Origin of the sequence: Pseudonocardia sp. HH130629-09, assembly GCF_001294645.1 — a bacterium.
GTDB lineage: Bacteria > Actinomycetota > Actinomycetes > Mycobacteriales > Pseudonocardiaceae > Pseudonocardia.
The window spans coordinates 5209394-5225714 of sequence record NZ_CP011868.1; the positions used below are offsets into that span (position 1 = coordinate 5209394).

At 73.1% G+C, this 16321-nt stretch carries 13 protein-coding genes, 2 tRNA genes and 1 pseudogene; 5 read left to right on the forward strand and 11 right to left on the reverse strand.

What is annotated here, in order from left to right:
* Positions 1 to 74: 74 nt before the first annotated feature.
* Positions 75 to 410, forward strand: coding sequence for a helix-turn-helix domain-containing protein (locus tag XF36_RS24205; RefSeq protein ID WP_060713741.1), 336 nt, complete (start codon positions 75 to 77; stop codon positions 408 to 410).
* Between the two features lie 144 nt (positions 411 to 554).
* Positions 555 to 1943: a hypothetical protein gene (locus XF36_RS24210; RefSeq protein ID WP_060713742.1), complete on the forward strand. Its 1389-nt coding sequence runs from the start codon at positions 555 to 557 to the stop codon at positions 1941 to 1943.
* Positions 1944 to 1955: 12 nt separating this feature from the next.
* Here XF36_RS24210 and XF36_RS24215 read toward each other — a convergent pair whose 3' ends face one another.
* The 6 genes from XF36_RS24215 to XF36_RS24240 form a co-directional block, all read right to left on the reverse strand.
* Positions 1956 to 2873 (reverse strand): aminoglycoside phosphotransferase family protein, encoded by a 918-nt coding sequence (locus tag XF36_RS24215; protein WP_060713743.1) that lies wholly within the window; start codon positions 2871 to 2873, stop codon positions 1956 to 1958.
* A 45-nt stretch (positions 2874 to 2918) separates the two neighbouring features.
* Complete coding sequence (locus XF36_RS24220) at positions 2919 to 4244, reverse strand: site-specific integrase (protein ID WP_060713744.1); 1326 nt, start codon at positions 4242 to 4244, stop codon at positions 2919 to 2921.
* 111 nt (positions 4245 to 4355) lie between these two features.
* Positions 4356 to 4431 (reverse strand) — tRNA-Arg (locus tag XF36_RS24225).
* Positions 4432 to 4500: 69 nt separating this feature from the next.
* A tRNA-Ser gene (locus XF36_RS24230) sits at positions 4501 to 4591 on the reverse strand.
* 99 nt (positions 4592 to 4690) lie between these two features.
* Positions 4691 to 6697 carry an acetoacetate--CoA ligase gene (locus XF36_RS24235; protein WP_060713745.1) on the reverse strand — a complete coding sequence of 669 codons (2007 nt, stop codon included), beginning with the start codon at positions 6695 to 6697 and terminating at the stop codon, positions 4691 to 4693.
* Positions 6698 to 6756: 59 nt separating this feature from the next.
* On the reverse strand, positions 6757 to 7800 hold the full coding sequence (locus tag XF36_RS24240) for an aldo/keto reductase (protein ID WP_060713746.1): 1044 nt from the start codon (positions 7798 to 7800) through the stop codon (positions 6757 to 6759).
* 90 nt (positions 7801 to 7890) lie between these two features.
* On the opposite strand from XF36_RS24240, the gene XF36_RS24245 reads away from it, so the two are divergent.
* Positions 7891 to 8508, forward strand: coding sequence for a TetR/AcrR family transcriptional regulator (locus XF36_RS24245; RefSeq protein WP_202968440.1), 618 nt, complete (start codon positions 7891 to 7893; stop codon positions 8506 to 8508).
* On the opposite strand, the gene XF36_RS24250 is transcribed toward XF36_RS24245, so the two are convergent.
* On the reverse strand, positions 8480 to 9181 hold the full coding sequence (locus XF36_RS24250) for a dienelactone hydrolase family protein (RefSeq protein WP_060713747.1): 702 nt from the start codon (positions 9179 to 9181) through the stop codon (positions 8480 to 8482). The genes XF36_RS24245 and XF36_RS24250 overlap by 29 nt on opposite strands.
* 60 nt (positions 9182 to 9241) lie before the next feature.
* On the opposite strand from XF36_RS24250, the gene hisC reads away from it, so the two are divergent.
* A complete protein-coding gene (hisC, locus tag XF36_RS24255; RefSeq protein ID WP_060713748.1) occupies positions 9242 to 10294 on the forward strand; it encodes a histidinol-phosphate transaminase in 1053 nt (350 codons plus the stop codon).
* A gap of 10 nt (positions 10295 to 10304) precedes the next feature.
* On the opposite strand, the gene XF36_RS24260 is transcribed toward hisC, so the two are convergent.
* The gene (locus XF36_RS24260) at positions 10305 to 10979 is read right to left on the reverse strand and encodes a response regulator transcription factor (protein ID WP_064485682.1); all 675 of its coding nucleotides are present in this window, start codon (positions 10977 to 10979) and stop codon (positions 10305 to 10307) included.
* Positions 10980 to 11523: 544 nt separating this feature from the next.
* Here XF36_RS24260 and XF36_RS30895 point away from each other — a divergent pair.
* Positions 11524 to 13155, forward strand: coding sequence for a glycoside hydrolase family 16 protein (locus XF36_RS30895; RefSeq protein ID WP_145981492.1), 1632 nt, complete (start codon positions 11524 to 11526; stop codon positions 13153 to 13155).
* 76 nt (positions 13156 to 13231) lie between these two features.
* Here XF36_RS30895 and XF36_RS24270 read toward each other — a convergent pair.
* From XF36_RS24270 to XF36_RS24280, 3 genes and pseudogenes are all read right to left on the reverse strand, one after another.
* Positions 13232 to 15300 (reverse strand): annotated as a pseudogene (locus tag XF36_RS24270) (M3 family metallopeptidase).
* Between the two features lie 26 nt (positions 15301 to 15326).
* Entirely contained in the window at positions 15327 to 15860 is a 534-nt protein-coding gene (locus tag XF36_RS24275; RefSeq protein ID WP_060713751.1) for a GNAT family N-acetyltransferase, read from the reverse strand.
* Positions 15857 to 16312, reverse strand: a complete 456-nt coding sequence (locus tag XF36_RS24280) for an SRPBCC family protein (RefSeq protein ID WP_082375914.1) — start codon at positions 16310 to 16312, stop codon at positions 15857 to 15859. Before XF36_RS24280 ends, XF36_RS24275 begins: the two co-directional genes overlap by 4 nt.
* Between the last annotated feature and the right edge of the window lie 9 nt (positions 16313 to 16321).

Here is a 16321-nt window from a genome sequence, read left to right on the forward strand (position 1 = left end):
GGCTTCGCACGTGAAGTGCGCGCGGTACTGCGCTCTCGCTACGCTCGCCGCACCTCGACAGGGCGGGAGCGCACGTGAATCAGGACTGGTCCGCGGTGTCGGATGCGATCAAGGTCCGGCTCGACGAGCGCGGCATGACGATGACCGATCTCGCGTCGAAGTCGGGGGTCTCGCTGACGACCGTCCGCGAGCTGGTGCACGTCCTGAACACCCGTCGGCGTCAGCCCAGGACGCTGGTCGCCCTCTCCGTGGCGCTCGGATGGCCTGCCGACCATCTCGGCACCGTGCTGCGCGGCGGTCGCACCGGCGACGATCCGCGGCACGACGACCCCGTGGACGTTCGCGGGGAACTCCGCGACCTCCGACGCCGGGTCGAGGCCCTCGAGCGCGCCGTCGACATGACGTCCTGACCCGTTCATCCCGCTCACCTCCCGGAGCTGCCGCGTCGGTTGTCCTGACAGGAACCAGAGTGGATTTCCGGATTCACCCGCGACAGGGCGCAGTGGGGGGCACACTCGGTCAGACGGCGCACTGATCCGGGGGGTGACCGGCGCGTGGCGAACGAGCGGCTGTCCTCACTGCTGATCGAGGCGGGGTTCCTCGACCGTGCCGGGACGGTCGGCCGGAAGCGGTTCGCCCGCGCCGTCAGTGAGTCTCCAGCTGCGCGGACCGCCGGCCGGAGCTACTCCCACACCTACGTCAGCCGGTGGATCGCCGGGACGGTCCCTCGTGACGACGCGACGCGGACGGCGATCGCGCAGGCGGTGGGCGCTGCGCTCGGACGCACGGTCGCCCTCGACGAGCTCGGATTCCGTCGGCCGACGACGGCGGACCCGCAGGCAGGTCTCGCCTACCCCGGCTCGGCGGAGGACGGGGTCGTGGCGACCGCGCAACTCCTCGACGCCGATCTTGCGAGCGCGCCCGTGGTGCTCAGTGCACCGACGAACGTCGCGGCCTGGAACGAGGCGTCGGTCTCCTGGCTGGTGGGGTCACAGCCGCCGGTCGGCGATCGCACGGAGGGGCCGTCGCGCATCGGGCTGTCCGACGTTCAACGGCTCCGGACGATGCGCGAGACCTTCGACCGTCTGGACAGCACGTTCGGCGGCGCACACGCCCGGAACTCGCTGGTGCAGTACCTCCGCACGGAATTGCCGCTGCTCCTACGGGCCGCGGGCACCGCAGACGTGCGGCGCGCCCTCTTCGCAGCCGCCGGGGAATCGACGCAGCTCGCCGCATGGATGGCGTACGACGCCGGGCTCCACGGAATCGCGCAACGCTATTTCATCCAGGCACTCGGACTGGCGGACGCCGGAGAGGATCGTCTGCTCGCAGCGAGCATTCTGGACGCGATGAGCCACCAGGCGAGTTTCCTCGGTCGATATCGTGAGGCCGCCAACATGGCTCGGGCCGCTCGCCTCGGGACCGACTCGATCGGCATTCCGATCCTGACGTCGCATTTTCACATCATGGAAGCCCGGGCGCTGGCGCGGATCGGTGACGCCGACGCGTGCGACCGCGCGATGGGATCGGCGGTGCACCATTTCGAGCAGCGCCGGGCCGGGGACGAACCCGCCTGGATCAGCTACTTCGATCGGACCGAGATGGCGGCAGAGCTGGCGCACTGCCACCGCGACCTCGGCCGCGCCGACGTCGCGGTGGAGCACGCGCAACGGGCGCTCGCATCCGCGTCCGGCGAGTACGTCAGGAGCGACTTCTTCGTGACGATGGTGCTCGCCGACTCCTTGATCGACCGGGGCGATCTCGACGAGGGATGCCGGGTCGCGGCGGACGCCCTGGAGGTCGGCGAGGGACTCCGGTCGGCACGGTACAGCAGCTACGTGGATGAGTTCAGGGAACGGCTGGTCCGGCACCGGCGCAGCACGGCGGTGCGGACCTTCGCCGACTCCGCTCGACACCTTCGGCTCTGGCGACCGGCGGAATGACGGTCCGCGTGATCAGTAGGCTCCCCAGTCCGTTCGGGGAGCGCCGTTCCGGATGTCGGAGATGCGACGGCCGGCCTCGCGCGCAGTCGCTTGGGACTCCGTGGCCTTCTTGCTCAGCCAGGAGGTCATCGCGATCTCACGCATGTCGGCCAAACACTCGAAACCGGACCACTGAGTGACGTCGTATCCATAGACACGGACGAAGTCCGCGTACTCAGATCGGCTGTGCCAGCCGAGACGCGTCGCGAACAACGCCGTCTGGATCAGATCCCACTCGCGCGGTCCGGTGGCGAAACTGTCGAGGTCGATCAGCACCGGATGTCCGGCGGTGTCGACGAGCACGTTTCCCACGTTCGCGTCCCCGTGAATGGCTCCGTGCGGCAGTTCGAACGGCAACCGTGGAAATGCATCGCGCGCCCACTCGATCCGTTCCCGGAGGAAGCAGGCGTCGTCCGGCGCGAGCCCCGGGAAATCGGGCAGGTCGGCCCCGGCCGGCCCGAACGGTTCGATCTCCGGGAGGTCGAGGTCGAGGTCGTCGGGCGTCGGGAGCTGGTGGAGCCGGCGGATGACGGCGGCGACGTCACCGATCGGCGCGTACGTCGTTCCCGGGGCGACGGACCCCCAGAAGGTGACGGCGCAGCCGTCGACCTCGACCGGCTGCTCGACGTCGACCGCGCGGGTCACCGGGAACCGTTCCGCCGCCAGCCAGCGGGCGACCCGGATCTGCTTCTCCGCGGTGGCGAGCGGTGCCGAGGGCGACGCGACCCGCGCGATGAGGTCACCGGCGATCCGGAACACGGCGTTGGAGCCGATCCTGATCAGCTCGACAGGGCCACGCGGCAGGTCCGCGCGGTCGACTGCCTCGGCCAGAACGCGGCGGGCGAGCGGTTCGGTGAACGACGACGGGGCGCCCGTCGCGAGGTCTTCCATGCCGTCGTCTCCGCTTCGGCCGGACCGGATCGGTTCAGCCCAAGCCTACGCAGGCTCGGCGACATCGCCAGCGCTGCGCGGTGGCCTGCGGACCACCGGCATCCGGCCGCCGATCACGCCGGCCGCCCCCTCATCCGCGGCCGTGACCCATGCCGCGTAGTGCCGCAGGGTGGTGGTGCCGTCGCCGTGGCCGAGCCGTCCGGCGACGGTGCGGAGATCGACGCCCGCGGTCAGGAGTTCGGTCGCCGAGTAGTGGCGCAGCTCCTTCAACCCGGTGTCGATGTCGAGCTTGGCGACCAGCCGGGCGTACCGCCGGGTGAGCGACGAGGGGTCGCGGGGGCGGCTCATGTCCGGCGTCGCCGAGAACAGCCATGTCCGGTCGGTCACGGTCAGCCCGAGCAGGGCGAGCCGTTCCGCGCAGTCCGCGCGGTGCTGGCGGAGCAGCTCGACGGTGGGCGGGTCGATCGAGACCCGGCGCATCTGATGGGTCTTCGTGTCCTTGACGACCATCCCGCCGGGGACCCGGACGTAGTTCTCGTCGAGGCGGACGACGCCCGCGGTCAGATCGATGTCCTCCCACTGGAGTGCGACGACCTCGCCCCGGCGGGCTCCGAGCACCGCGGACAGCCAGACGTAGAGGCCCCACTCCGCGGCCGCGTCCCAGGCCGCCTCGACGATGCGGGCCATCTGCGCGCTCGTCGGCGGGCGCGGCTGCGGCCTCGCCTTCGACGGTGGCCGGACCGACGGCATGGGGTTGAACGCGATCCAGCCCCAGCGCACCGCGGCGCTGCACGCCCCGGAGAGGATCGCGTGGATCGACCGCACACTCGACGCCGCGTAGGGCTTGCACACGTGCCGCTTGCAGCCCGCGACCACGCAGTCGTGCGGGCCCTCGGCCGCGTGCTTCCCGACGAACGGCCGGCCGTTGCACAGTGCTCGGCACCTCCGCAGGCGGCTGTAGAGCGTCTCCAGGCGCTGCGAGGCCTCCCGGACGAACAGCACCAGCGGGACGTCACCGAGGTTCGGGAGGATGTACATCCGGATCTGGGACTCGTAGGTCATCCGGGTAGTGGCGTCGATCTCGTGCTGCTGCATCCAGCGTTCGAGCAGCGCTCCGACGGTGGCCTTGGTGCGGGCGACCTTCAGCTCGTCCGCGTCTGCGAGGAGCCGGGTCCGGATCTTCTCGGCCTCGCGGTAGGCGGCCTTCTCGGCGCGGTCGCCGTCGCCCTCAATGTCGACGCTCTCGCACAACACGATCCGCTCGCCGGTCGAGGGATCCTCACCGGCCGACACACGGACCTCGTAGCACCGGGCCCGGCGGCGGATGCTGCCGCGCTGGCGCTTGACGGGGGCGTCGGATCGGCTGGCCACGTGGCAGAAGCTAGCAAGGTTCGTGGACCGGTTCGTGGACCGCGATCAACTTCCACCGCTGAAAAGAGATCCGGCCCTGACCGTTGTCGCTGGTCAGAGTCGAATCTCGTGTGGTGCGCCCGAAGGGATTCGAACCCCTAACCTTCTGATCCGTAGTCAGATGCTCTATCCGTTGAGCTACGGGCGCGTTGGTGTTTCCAGCGTAGCAATCTTCAGTTGTCGGCCGGCGACCGGTGTATCGACCGCCGTGCCGGTGCGGAGGCTCCGGGATTTGAACCCGGGATGGGGGGGTTACCCCAAACCGCATTAGCAGTGCGGCGCCATAGACCAGACTAGGCGAAGCCTCCCCGGTGCCTGACGGCCACCAGCGAAGACAACACTACACGCGCGTTCCGGTCTTCCCGAACCGGGGTCCCCCTGACCGAGGGACCCCGGTCCGGCGCAGGTCAGGCTCCCGCGAGGGCCACGAACGGGGTCAGCGCGTCCGGATTCTGCAGCGCGCCGGCCGACACCGCCTTCTCCGGTGCGGTCCCGGAGAGGATCTTCTTCACCGGCACCTCGCACTTCTTGCCGTTCAGCGTGCGCGGTACGGCGTCGACGACGACGAACCGGTCCGGCACGTGCCGCGGCGAGAGCTCCTTCCGCAGCAGGGTGCGCAGGGTGGGCTCGACGTCGTCGAGGGTGGTGCCGTCGTCGAGCACCAGGAAGCAGAGCAGGGTGCCCTCCTCGCGGGCGCCGAGCGCGGTGGTGTCGATCACCAGCGAGTCGGCGACGCCCTCCACGTTCTCGACGACGGCGTAGAAGTCCGCGGTGCCCATCCGGACCCCGCCGCGGTTGAGGGTGGAGTCCGAGCGGCCGTAGATGACGTAGGAGCCGCGCGGGGTGCGGCGGACCCAGTCGCCGTGACGCCAGTTGCCGGGGAAGTCCTCGAAGTAGGACTCGCGCAGCCGGGTGCCGTCCGGGTCGTTCCAGAACATGACCGGCATCGATGGGGTCGGCGTGGTGATGACCAGCTCGCCGACGTCGTCGAGCAGGTCGGTGCCGTCCTCGGCCCAGGACCGGACGTCGGCGCCGAGCGCCGCGCAGGACAGCTCTCCCAGCCGCACCGGCACGGTCGGGGCGCTGGTGAGGAACGCGGCGCACACGTCGGTGCCGCCGGAGACCGAGCAGATCTGGATGTGCGACCCGGCGGCCTCGCCGATCCAGCGGAAGCCGTCGACCGACAGCGGGGCGCCGGTGGAGCCGAGCGCGCGCATCGCGGAGAGGTCGTGGTCCTCGCCGGGACGCAGGCCGGCCTTCATGCAGGACTGCACGTACGGGGCGGAGACGCCGAACAGCGCCACCCGGTGCTTCGCGGCGAGCGCCCACAGCGCGCCGAGGTCGGGGTGGCCGGGGCTGCCGTCGAACATCACGATCGTCGCGCCCACGAGCAGGCCGCCGACCAGGAAGTTCCACATCATCCAGCCGGTGGTCGTGAACCAGAAGAACCGCTCCCCCGGCTCGAGCCCGTGCTGCAGGCGCATCGCCTTGAGGTGCTCGACGACGATCCCGCCGTGGCCGTGCACGATGCCCTTCGGCAGGCCCGTGGTGCCGGAGGAGTAGAGCACCCAGAGCGGGTGGTCGAACGCGACGGGGGTGAACTCCAGCGGGCCGGTCTCGGCGGTGAACTCGGCCCAGGTCGTCGTGCCGTCGAGGGCGGCGTCGGGGTCGAGGTAGGGCACGAGGACGGTCGCGCGCAGCGTGGGCAGCCTGGCCTGCAGGTCGGCGACCTTGTCCCGGACGTCGAAGCCCTTGCCGTTGTAGCGGTAGCCGTCGACGGCGACGAGCACGGCGGGCTCGATCTGGGCGAAGCGGTCGTGCACCGCGCGGGCGCCGAAGTCCGGCGAGCACGACGACCAGATCGCCCCGAGGCTCGCCGCGGCCAGGAAGGCGACGAGAGTCTCGACGCTGTTCGGGGCGAGCGCGACGACCCGGTCGCCCCGGCCCACCCCGGCCCGGACGAGCCCGGCGCGGGCGCGGGCGACCTGGTCGCGCAGCTCGGCGTGGGTGACGGTGCGCTCCAGGCCGTCCTCGCGGACGAACTCGACGGCGACGTCGTCGTCGGCGCGGCCCGGGCCGGGGGTCAGGGCGTGCTCGGCGTAGTTCAGCGTCGCGTCGGGGAACCACTGCGCGCCGGGCATGTCCCGCGAGCCGAGCGTCGCCGTCGGGCGGTCGTGGAACAGCACGCCGCAGTACTCGGCGACGGCCGACCAGAAGCCCTCCAGGTCGGTCACCGACCAGCTGTGCAGCTGCGCGTAGTCGGTGACGTCGGTCAGCGGGGCGCTCCGCTCGTCACGTGCCCAGGTGGCGAAGCGGACGATCTCGGTGTCGCCGGTCCGCGTCGGGTCCGGGCTCCACAGGAGCTCGGGGACCTCCGGGTCGGTGACGGTCTGCGGTGACGGCACGGGCGACATGAGCCGAGCATCCCCGACGGCACCTGCCACGCACCAGTGGTCCGGCCCCACCGGGACGGTCAGGCCGCACCGACGATCGGCGGCGCGAGCCGGGCGAAGCCCTCCTGCCGCTCGTAGGGGAAGTGCGGGTACGGCGCGGGCCGGCGGGACACCGCGTCCAGACGGGCCAGCTGGTCGTCGTCGAGGCGCCACCCGACGGCGCCGAGGTTCTGTTCCAGCTGTTCCGGGTCCCGGGCACCGATGATCACCGAGCTGACCGTCGGCCGGGTGGTGAGCCAGTTCAGCGCGATCTGGGGCACCGTCGCGCCGGTCTCGGCGGCGATCGCGTCGAGCACGTCGACGACGTCGTGGAGCAGGTCGTCGGGCACCGGCGGGCCCGCCTCGGCGGTGGAGTGCAGGCGGCTGCCCGCGGGCAGCGGGGCGCCCCGGCGGATCCGGCCGGTCAGCCGCCCCCAGCCCAGCGGGCTCCAGACCAGTGCGCCGACCCCCTCCTCGTGGCCCAGCGGCATCAGATCCCACTCGTAGTCGCGCCCGACCAGCGAGTAGTAGACCTGGTGGGCGACGGGCCGTGCCCACCCGTGCCGGTCGGCGAGGTCCAGGGCCCGCACGAGCCGTCGCCCGGGGAAGTTGGAGACGCCGGTGTAGCGCACCTTCCCCGCGCGGACCAGCTCGTCGAGGGTGGAGAGGACCTCCTCGGGCGGGGTGCCCGCGTCGTAGGCGTGCAGCTGGAACAGGTCGATGTGGTCGGTCCGCAGCCGGCGCAGGGCGTCCTCGACGGCCCGGACCAGGCGCGGCCGGGAGGTGCCGGCGTCGTTCGGGCCGGGGCCGGTGGGCAGCCCCGCCTTGGTCGAGATCAGCACCTCGTCACGGCGGTGCGCGACGGCCGCGCCGAGCACCTCCTCCGAGGCTCCCGCGGAGTAGACGTCCGCGGTGTCGAACAGGGTCACCCCGGCGTCGAGGCAGCGGTCGACCATCCGGCGCGCGCCGGCGACGTCGACCGATCCCCACGCCCCGAACAGCTCGCCGCTACCGCCGAAGGTGCCCGCGCCGAGGCTCAGCACCGGGACCTGCAGCCCACTGCGTCCCAACCGTCGGTACTCCATGACCGTCTCCTCTCTAAAGGAACTGTGGTTCCGTTTGAACGTAGCACGCCAAACGGGACCCTGGCTCCGTCAAGGGCTAGGGTGGGCGCCGTGGCACCGGAGATGAGCAGACCGGGGGGCCGGACCGCGCGGGTCCGATCGGCCGTGCTGGCGGCGGCGGGCGACGCCCTGATCGAGCTCGGGCCGACCGGGCTGGACCTGGCCGAGCTCGCGCGGCGGGCGGGGGTCGGCAAGACGACGGTCTACCGGCGCTGGGGCAGCGTCGCGGCGGTGCTCGAGGACATGGTGTCGGACATGGTCGAGACCTCCGCACCGCGCGCGGACACCGGCTCGCTCGACGGCGACCTGCTCGCCAACGCCGAGCTCGTCCGCGCCACGCTGGCCGACCCACGGCAGGGCAGGCTGCTGACCGCGCTGATCTGCGCCGCCGTCGGCGACGCGGGGACGGCGCGGGCGCTGCGCGGCTTCTACGACGCCCGCACCGCCGCCTGGGAGCCGTGCGTCACCGACGCGGCGGCCCGCGGCGAGGTGCCCGACGGTACCGATCCGGCCGCCGTGGTGCGGGCGGTCTCCGCCCCGCTCTACCACCTGCTCCTGACCCGCGGCGCACTCCCGGACGCCGACGACGCGCGGCGGGCCGCCGTCGTCGCCGGGGTGGCCGCGCGGGCCGGGGCGTTCGTCAACGCAGGTGCGCGTCGAACCAGTTGAGGACCCGCTGCCACGCCTCGGCGGCCGACTCCGGGTCGTCGTCGAAGCGGTAGCCGGTGCTCGGGTAGAAGACGACGTCGGTCGCCTTCCCCGAGGACGCGGCGGCGTCGCGCAGCCGGGCGACGGCGTCAGTGTCCGACGCCTCGGAGTAGATGCCCAGCCAGGGGCAGGTCAGCTCCGGCGCGGTCTCCACCAATGCGGGCAGGCTGGACCACGGCGAGGACTCGATCCCGCTGCCGGCGACGGTGATCGCCGCGCCGAGGGTGCGGTTCGCCGCCACGTGTAACGCGACCGTGCCGCCGAGGTCGAAGCCGAGCACACCCATCCGGTCGGCCTCGAAGCCCTGGTCGCCGAGCCAGCCGAAGGCGGTGTCGCAGTCGTCCATGACCTGGCGCGGGTCCAGGCTGCCGACGTGCTCTGCCACCGCGGCCTCCGAGCCGTCGGCGAGGTCGCCGCCGGCGTCGGCGTCGCGGTAGAGGTGCGGCGCGACGGCTAGCCAGCCGTCCGCGGCGAGCCCGGTGACCAGCAGCCGGATCGAGTCGGTGACCCCGCGCGCCTCCTGCAGCACCACGATCCCGCCGCGGGCGGCGCCGTCGGGTTCGGCCACGGTCAGGCGCAGCTCGCCCCCGTCGGTCAGCGGCACGCCCTCGGTCCGGACAGCGGTGGTCGTCATGTCGTCACTCAACCAGAGCACCGACCCGCGTTTCGACCCCCGACGGATACCGTTGCCGTCATGACGCTCATCCGCCCCGATCTGGACACCCTGCCCGCCTACGTGCCGGGCCGCACCGTCCCCGGGGCGGTCAAGCTCGCCAGCAACGAGGTGGCCGCGCCGCCCGCTCCGGCGGTGCTGGCGGCCGTGGCCCGTGCCGCCGCAGGTGGCAACCGGTATCCGGACCTCGGCGTCGTCGAGCTGACCGGCCGCATCGCCGACCTGTACGACCTCGCCCCGGAGCGGGTCGCGGTCGGCTGCGGCTCGGTGACGCTGTGCCAGCAGCTCGTGCAGATCGGCTGCCTGGGCCCCGGTGACGAGGTGCTGTTCGCCTGGCGTTCGTTCGAGGCGTACCCGATCGTGACCCAGATCGGCGGGGCGGAGATCCGCACCGTCCCGCTGGACGCCGCCTACCGGCACGACCTCGACGCGATGGCCGCCGCCGTCACCGAGCGGACCCGGGTGGTGTTCGTGTGCAGCCCGAACAACCCGACCGGCCCGGCCGTGCACCGCGACGAGTTCGTCCGCTTCCTGGGCGCCGTGCCGCCGGACGTGCTGGTGGCGCTCGACGAGGCCTACGCCGAGTTCGTGACCGATCCCGATGCCGTCAGCGGCCGGCCGCTGCTCGACGAGCACCCGAACCTGGTCGTGCTGCGCACCTTCTCCAAGGCCTACCGGCTGGCGGGACTGCGGGTCGGCTACGCCCTGACCTCCACCGAGATCGCGACCGCGCTGCGCAAGGTGGCGCCGCCGTTCGGGGTCAGCTCGATCGCCCAGGCGGGTGCCGTCGCCGCGCTGGAGCAACGGGAGGAGATGCTCGCCGACTGCGCCGCCGTCGTCGCGGAGCGGGACCGGGTGGCCGCCGGGCTGCGTGGGTCCGGGTTCACCGTCCCGGAGAGCCAGGCCAACTTCGTGTGGCTGCCGCTCGGGGACCGGACCGCGGCGTTCGCGACGCACTGCGGCGAGCGGAAGGTGATCGTGCGCCCGTTCGCCGACGACGGGGTGCGGGTCACCGTGTCCACGCCGGAGGAGAACGACATGCTCCTCGACGTCGCGTCGTCCTTCGGGTCCTGAGAGCCGGTGCTCAGCCGTCCAGCTGATAGCCCAGCCCCCGGATGGTCCTGATCCGTTCGGGACCGATCTTGCGCCGCAGGTAGGACACGTAGACCTGCACCAGGTTGGCCGACACCGGTTCGGTCCAGGCCCGCCGGCCCAGGTCCTCGAGCGCGACCGGCTCGCCCGCCCGTTCGGCCAGCGCGAGCAGCAGCGCGTACTCGGTCGGCGACAGCGCGACCCGGCGGCCGTCGACGAAGACCTGTCCGGCGTCGACGTCGACGGACAGGCCGCCGTGGCCGAGCACCGTCGGCGCCGGCAGGCCCGCGGCGGCACGCAGCCGGAGCCGGATCCGGGACGCGAGCTCGTCCGGGACGAACGGCCGGATCAGGAAGTCGTCGCGGTCGCCGCGCAGCATGCCGATCACCCCGGCCCGCCGTTCGCGCGGCACGACGGTGATCACCGGGGTCGGTGGCGACTCGGACTGGACGGCGCCGAGCAGCACCGAGGGTTCGGGGCCGGGCAGCTCCATGTCGAGCACGAGCAGGTCCGCGCCGCGGGAGCGCAGGGTGTCCAGCAGCTCGATGCCGTCGGCGACGACGACGAGGTCAACGCCCTCCGCGGCGAGGTCCTGACGCAGCCCGCGGCCGAGCGAGGCCGTGCCCGCCGACGGCGGCAGCGCCAGCAGCACGCAGAGCGCGCGCATCTCGGAACGCGGGGCGGGGATCGGGAGGGACGGCGAGACGGGGGGAGCGTGATCGTTCACAGGTCCTGCGGAGGTCGGGGAGCGGGGAGCTCGGAAGATCGTGCGGGGAGCACCGGGGAGGCACCGCCACTGTTCCTCGACCGGCAGCCCGTCACAATCGGCTAACGGTGCGATGTGCCGGGACCGTCTCCCCCATGTGGGTGACTATGAGAGTCCCACTGCTCTGTCCGGCCCAGCGTTAGTACCGAAATGGCGGGATCCTGCTCTTCGGCGCTCTCCGTCGACCTGTCGGCGCGGAGACGCAACCACCCTTCTCAGCGAGGGTGTTCACACTCGGTCACTGTACCTAGAGTCCCTCCTCATGCGACGGAAGAGTTCCGCTGCGGCTGATCAGGTCGACCCCCGCGACCTGATCGCGCGACTCGCCACCGAGCACAGCTCCCCCTCTGTGCCGTCTCCCCGGGGCAGGCATGCCGTGTCCTCCGCCCCGGCGGAGGACACGGCCCGATCCGCCGTACCCACGGCAACCCTGCTCGAGGGCCGGGTGAGCGCCTCCGGGCGGCACCGCGTCCTCGACTCCGAGCACGACGACACCGGTGCCGTCACGGCGGACTCCCCCACCGGTGCCACGCACGGCCGCACCACGACCTCCACCGGCGCCGCGACGGCCGACGCCGAGCGGATCTCCTGGGCCGACACCGCCGAACCCGGCGCGTGGGCGCCGGGCGGCCGCACGACCGGCACCGGGTCCCACACCGTCACCGGGACCGGGACGCGCGCCGTCACCACCTCGGGGGCGCACACCGTCGCGGAGACCGCCACGACCGCCGGGGACACGGCGACCACCGGGACGGGCGCGCACGCCGCGCCCACCGGGACGGGCGCGCACGCCGCGCCCACCGGGCGGACGCCGGGCCGCCGCGCGCGGCGGTCCGCGTCGTCGTCGGCAGCGGGGCTGTCCGGGGCGGAGCTGTTCGGCGGGGCGTCCTCGGCCGGGACGACCCCGGCCCCGGGGACCGAGGTGCCCGCGCCGCGCGCGGAGATCACCGGCGGGGCCATCGCCGGCCTGCACGAGCCCGACGGCCCGGTGTCGGGGACGGGTTCGGTCGTCGCGATCGACCGCTCGCGCCCCGCCCGCTCCCGCGTCCGCCGGTTCGCCCCGCTGGGCGTCGGCGCCGCCGCGGTGCTCGCCGCGACGATGGTGCTGACGCTGCTGCAGCCCGGCACCGAGGACCCGTCGCTGTCCGCGGCGCTGGTGAACGACCCGTCGCGCCGGTCGGCGTCGGACACCACGCTGTCGGCCGGGCCGGTGCTGGCCAACGGGGGCGGTTCCGCGCTCGGCGACGCCGCCCAGGGCGCGTCCGGCCAGATCGGTCAGGCCGTCGCCGCGCAGGAGGCCGCCGAGCGTCGTGCCGAGCAACGCCGCCGCGAGGCCGCCGAGCGGGCCCGCGCCGCCGCGAACTCCGGCGGCGCCGGGGGCTCCGGCGAGTCCGGCGGGTCCCCCGCCGCCGGACCGATCGGCGGCGCCGTCCAGGTCGCCGGCGACGGCATCCAGGCCGCCCTCAAGATGGGCTGGCAGGCGATCGGCGGCGACGAGTTCCTCGGGTCCACCCTCGGCAGCAACTGGTCCCCCTACAACGGCGAGGGGCACGACGGCCAGGGGCGGCGCACCTCCGACGCGATCTCGGTGGAGAACGGCAACCTGGTCATCCGCGGCGATTCGCAGGGCAACACCGGCGGCATGGCCTGGGGCACCCCGCAGAAGTACGGCAAGTGGGAGATGCGCGCCCAGTTCCCGAAGGGCGACAAGCAGTACCACCCCGTGCTCCTGCTGTGGCCGAGCGAGGTCTCCTGGCCGGAGGGCGGCGAGATCGACTTCGCCGAGACCACCAGCGCCAGCGACGACGTGTCCTTCTTCCTGCACTACGGCAGCTCGAACTCGCAGAAGGACGCCAAGAAGCAGATCGACATCACCCAGTGGCACAACTACGCCGTGGAGTGGACCCCGGACGCGATCGTGGGCTACATCGACGGCGTCGAGTGGTTCCGGTCCGAGGACCCGAACACGTTCCCCCCGGGGCCGATGCACGCCACGATCCAGCTCGACTACTTCCCCGACGGTGGTTCGCCCGAGCCGTCGGAGATGCGGGTCGCGTGGATGCGCCAGTACCAGTAGCCCCCACCGGGTGATCACCACGACCGCCCGCCGCCCGGCGCTCCCCACCGGGCGGCGGGCGGTCGTGTGTTCCGCGTCAGCCGGTCAGGCCGCGCCGGGCCAGCAGCGGGGCGATCTCCGGGTCGCGACCGCGGAACGAGCGGTAGGCCTCCATCGCGTCGACGGCGCCGCCGCGCGACTACACCTCGCGACGGAACCGGTCGCCGTTCTCCCGGCGCAGGCCGCCGTGCTCGCCGAACCAGGCGACGGTGTCGGCGTCGAGCACCTCGGCCCAGATGTAGGAGTAGTACGCCGCCGCGTACCCGCTGCCGCCGAACACGTGGTTGAAGTACGTGCTGCGGTAGCGCGGCGGGACCAGCGGGTGCGCGGCCCCGGCCGCCTCCAGCGCCTGCTGCTCGAACGCGAGCACGTCGGTGATCCCGGCGGCCTCGGCCGGGGACAGCCGGTGCCACGCCTGGTCCAGCAGCGACGCGGCCAGGTACTCCGTCGTCGCGAAGCCCTCGCCGTACCCGCGCGCGGCCTGCGACGCGGCCAGCAGGTCGTCGGGCAGCGGCTCGCCGGTCACGTGGTGACGGGCGAACGAGGTGAGGACCTGCGGGTCCTCCAGCCACATCTCGTTCACCTGGCTGGGGAACTCGACGAAGTCGCGCGGCACCGACGTCCCGGAGAACGTCGGGTACTCCACCTCCGAGAACAGCCCGTGCAGAGCGTGCCCGAACTCGTGGAACAGGGTGCGGACCTCGTCGAGGGTGAGCAGGGCCGGCTCCCCGGCCGGGGGCTTGTTCAGGTTCAGCGTGTTCAGCACCACCGGCCGCGTCCCGAGCAGCGACGACTGGTCGACCAGCGAGTTCATCCACGCACCGCCCCGCTTCGACGGCCGCGCCCACAGGTCGGCGCCGAACAGCCCGAGCGGCTCGCCGTCAGCGTCACGGTCGGCGTCGGCGTTCGTTCCGCCTGCGCTGCTCTCACGGACCTCCCACCACCGCACGTCCGGGTGGTAGGCGGGCAGGTCGGTGCGCTCGGTGAAGGAGATCCCGTACAGCTCGGACGCGGCGCGGAACACGCCGTCGGTGAGCACCCGGTCGAGCTCCAGGTAAGGGCGCAGCGCCGCGTCGTCGACGGCGTAGCGCTCGCGGCGCACCCGCTCCGCCTCGAACGCCCAGTCCCACGGCTCCAGGTCGCCCTCGACACCGCCGGCCAGCTCCGCGGCCTCCCGGTCGGCGTTGGCGACCGCCGCGGGGACCAGCGACTCCAGCATCGCGACCGCGGCCTCCGCGGTCCCCGCGGTGGCATCGTCGATCACGTACGACGCGTGGTCGGGGTACCCGAGCAGCACGGCCCGCTCGGCGCGCAGCCGCACGATCGCCAGCACGATGTCGCGGGTGTCGTGCTCCCCGGCCTGCCCGCGGGTCGTCGAGGCACGGAACAGCTCCTCGCGCAGCGACCGGTCGGTCAGCACCGCGAGCGCGGGCTGCGCGGTCGGCAGGACCAGGGTGATCAGCCAGCCGTCGTCGTGGCCGCGTTCGGCGGCGGCGGACGCGGCGGCGGCGATCGCGTCCTCCGACAGGCCGTCGAGCCGGGACCGGTCGGTGACGTGCACGGCCGCGGCGTTCGCCCCCGCCAGCAGCGCCGCACCGAACCGGGTGGTCAGCCCGGACAGCTCCGCGTTCAGCTCCCGCAGCCGAGCCTGCTCGTGGGGCCGAGCCGGGCCCCGGCGCGCACCATGTCACGGTGGCGGCGCTCCAGCAGCCGCAACGACTCGGCGTCGAGGCCGAGGGCGTGACGACGGGCGTGCAGCGCGTCGATCCGGGCGAACAGCCCCGGGTCCAGCGCGATCGCGTCGGCGTGCGCGGCCAGCATCGGCGCGACGTGGGCCTCGATCTCGCGCACCGCCGGCGAGGAGTCCGCCGAGACCCGCGTGTAGAACAGCCGCGCCACCCGGTCCAGGGTGGCGCCGGAGCGCTCCAGGGCGACGATCGTGTCGTCGAAGGTGGGCTCGCCCTCCCCCGCGACGATCGCCGCCACCTCCGCACGCTGCTCGGCCGTCCCGGCCTCGAACGCGGGCAGGTAGTGCTCGTCGGTGATCCGCGAGGTGTCGGGCAGACCCCACGGCAGCGCGCTCGGGGCGAGGAACGGGTTGCTCATGGGCCCGACCCTACGGCCGGGGACCGTCAGGAACCGGCCAGTTCGCGACGCATCGCGAGCCGCGGCCACACGTCGAGACCGCGCGCGGCCTCGTGCTCCCGGATCGCCCGCAGCCCTGGGCCGGGCGCGATCAGCTCACGGAAGCCGAGCCGCGCCCAGTACGGGCCGTTCCACGGCACGTCCCGGTAGGTGGTGAGGGTCAGCGCGGGCAGCCCGCGGTCCCGGGCCCAGCCGGCGAGGTGCTCGACCAGCCCCTCCCCGATCCGCCGTCCGCGCTGCGACGGCAGCACCGACACCTGCTCGACGTGCGCGCAGCCGTCGAAGAGATCGGCGATGAGGTAGCCGACCAGCGGGCTCCTCTCGGTGCCGATGCTCGTTCCGCCTGCGCTCCTCTCGGCCACCCAGGCCCGCCCCGCCACCACATAGGCAGCCAGCACCGCGGCCGGTGGCGGATCGTCGTCGGCGACGACGTCGAGCCCGATCGCCCGGAACGGCTCCCCCGCCGCGCGCTCGATCTCACGCAGGGCGGCGACGTCGGCGACGCGGGCGGCACGGATCACGCCTGCGGATCCTCCACCACCGCGCGGATCCGTTCCAGGGTCGTCCGCATCCCCGCACGGTTGGTGCGCCCGCGAGCCCACCCCAGCAGCGCCCAGTAGACCCGGGTGGCGACCGAGGGCTCCATCCGGAAGGACTCGGTGACCTCGGTTCCCTCGGCGCCGTCCGGAGCGGTGGCCGGGATGAACCGGTAGTGCCAGTGGATGACCCGCCGGTCACCGGGCAGGAGCACGACGAAGCCGAACTCGCGGCCCGGCTCGCAGGCGGTGATCTCGCACGTCGACCAGTAGGTCGGTCCGCGGCCGTTGCGGACGACCTTGCCGCGGAACCGGACGCCGACGGCCGGGCCGGTCGCGCCGTCCAGCCACTGCGCGTCGACGGTCTCGGGTGAGAACCAGCCGGTGTGGCGGATGTCGGAGACCAGCTCCCAGATCCGCTCGGGCGATGCCGTCATGTGGACGGT

What these genes read in the sequence shown, in the direction of transcription:
- XF36_RS24260 (WP_064485682.1), bottom strand. Translation starts at nt 10,979, where the DNA reads ATGCGCGCGCTCTGCGTGCTGCTGGCGCTGCCGCCGTCGGCGGGCACG.
- XF36_RS24215 (WP_060713743.1), bottom strand. Translation starts at nt 2,873, where the DNA reads ATGGAAGACCTCGCGACGGGCGCCCCGTCGTCGTTCACCGAACCGCTC.
- XF36_RS24250 (WP_060713747.1), bottom strand. Translation starts at nt 9,181, where the DNA reads ATGACGACCACCGCTGTCCGGACCGAGGGCGTGCCGCTGACCGACGGG.
- XF36_RS24235 (WP_060713745.1), bottom strand. Translation starts at nt 6,697, where the DNA reads ATGTCGCCCGTGCCGTCACCGCAGACCGTCACCGACCCGGAGGTCCCC.
- XF36_RS24280 (WP_082375914.1), bottom strand. Translation starts at nt 16,312, where the DNA reads ATGACGGCATCGCCCGAGCGGATCTGGGAGCTGGTCTCCGACATCCGC.
- XF36_RS24240 (WP_060713746.1), bottom strand. Translation starts at nt 7,800, where the DNA reads ATGGAGTACCGACGGTTGGGACGCAGTGGGCTGCAGGTCCCGGTGCTG.
- hisC (WP_060713748.1), top strand. Translation starts at nt 9,242, where the DNA reads ATGACGCTCATCCGCCCCGATCTGGACACCCTGCCCGCCTACGTGCCG.